3 protein-coding genes are annotated in these 1,201 nt (G+C 44.4%); all 3 read left to right on the top strand.

The features are described 5' to 3' along the window. Positions 1–66 precede the first annotated feature (66 nt). A complete protein-coding gene (gene exbB / locus WKI49_02145; GenBank protein ID MEJ7621304.1) occupies positions 67–501 on the top strand; it encodes a TonB-system energizer ExbB in 435 nt (144 codons plus the stop codon). Next, positions 482–859: a biopolymer transporter ExbD gene (locus WKI49_02140; protein ID MEJ7621303.1), complete on the top strand. Its 378-nt coding sequence runs from the start codon at positions 482–484 to the stop codon at positions 857–859. Before exbB ends, WKI49_02140 begins: the two co-directional genes overlap by 20 nt. Next, on the top strand, positions 856–1,201 hold a 346-nt coding region (locus WKI49_02135), incomplete at its 3' end, for a hypothetical protein (protein ID MEJ7621302.1). The genes WKI49_02140 and WKI49_02135, both read left to right, overlap by 4 nt.

Genomic DNA, 1,201 nt, shown 5'->3' with positions numbered 1-1,201 from the left:
TGGGGCTTCGCCCCCTTTTTTAATTTATCCTTGAAGCTATCGTGTGCATAACTTAAAATTAACAGCATGGACTGGCTTAGGCTCTCAGTTGACTATGGCGTAATAGGTCTTTTGCTCCTTCTTAGCTTTATCTCTTTTGGTATAGGCATAGAAAGGCTTATGTTTTACAGAAACCTCAAACTTGAGAACTTCAAAAGCAAGCAGGAGCTTGAGCTGGAGCTTACAAAGGGACTTTTCATCATAGCCTCTACCGCCTCCAACGCTCCTTATGTGGGTCTTCTTGGAACGGTGCTTGGCATAATGCTAACCTTTTACACCATAGGTCAAGAGGGCTTTGTGGATACTCAGAAGGTTATGGTGGGTCTGGCTTTGGCTTTGAAGGCTACCGCTGTAGGTCTTTTGGTAGCTATTCCTTCTTCCGTGCTATATAACTACCTCTTGAGGAAGGTGCGTGAAAAACTAACCCTTTGGGAGGTGCAAAATGGAAGAGAAAGAGTTTAGCTCCATGAACGTGATACCTCTTGTGGACATAATGCTGGTGCTCCTTACCATCGTGCTTATTACCGCCACCTTTGTGGTGCAAGGCTCTATACCTGTAAACCTCCCAAAGGCAAGCCAAAAACAGGAAGAGGTTATAAGGAGCCTTGAGATAGTTCTCACAAAGGAGGGTAGGCTCTTCTTTGAGGGCAAAGAAGTAAGCCTCCGAGAGCTTGAGGAGATACTCAAAAACTTAGACCCCTCTATACGCATAAGCATAGCAGGAGACAAGGACGCAAACTTGCAAAGCCTTGTAAGCCTTCTGGAGCTTTTGAAGAAATACCAGTTTGAGAGGGTTTCCATTAGAACGGAGGTAAGATGAACCAGAGACTAAAGGCTTACGGAGTTTCCTTTATACTGCATGCCCTTTTTCTAACAGGCTTTGTATGGCTTTCGCAAACGACTTTTTACAAAGACACAAAGCCTTTGGAAATAGACCTAAGCCTTTTGGAGTTTAGAAAGGAGGAGAGTATACAAGAGCTAAAGACCACTCATCCAAAGACGGAGACTAAGAGCAAGGTGGAAGCCTTTAAAACTCCAAAGGCAACACAGAAGATGTCTACACTACAGGAGATTCCGCAAAAGGCTACCAGTAAACCAGAAGCTACCGAGCTACAGGACCAAAAGACCATGCCAGTAGAGGAGAATACAGAAGAGCCTAAAA

The organism is Aquificaceae bacterium, from assembly GCA_037722135.1.
GTDB lineage: Bacteria > Aquificota > Aquificia > Aquificales > Aquificaceae > Pampinifervens > Pampinifervens sericum.
The sequence above is the reverse complement of the archived record's forward strand: the minus strand, read 5'-3'. Positions and strand labels throughout refer to the sequence as shown.

Coding starts and splice junctions, on each gene's coding strand:
- exbB (MEJ7621304.1), top strand. CDS start 67: ATGGACTGGCTTAGGCTCTCAGTTGACTATGGCGTAATAGGTCTTTTG.
- WKI49_02140 (MEJ7621303.1), top strand. CDS start 482: ATGGAAGAGAAAGAGTTTAGCTCCATGAACGTGATACCTCTTGTGGAC.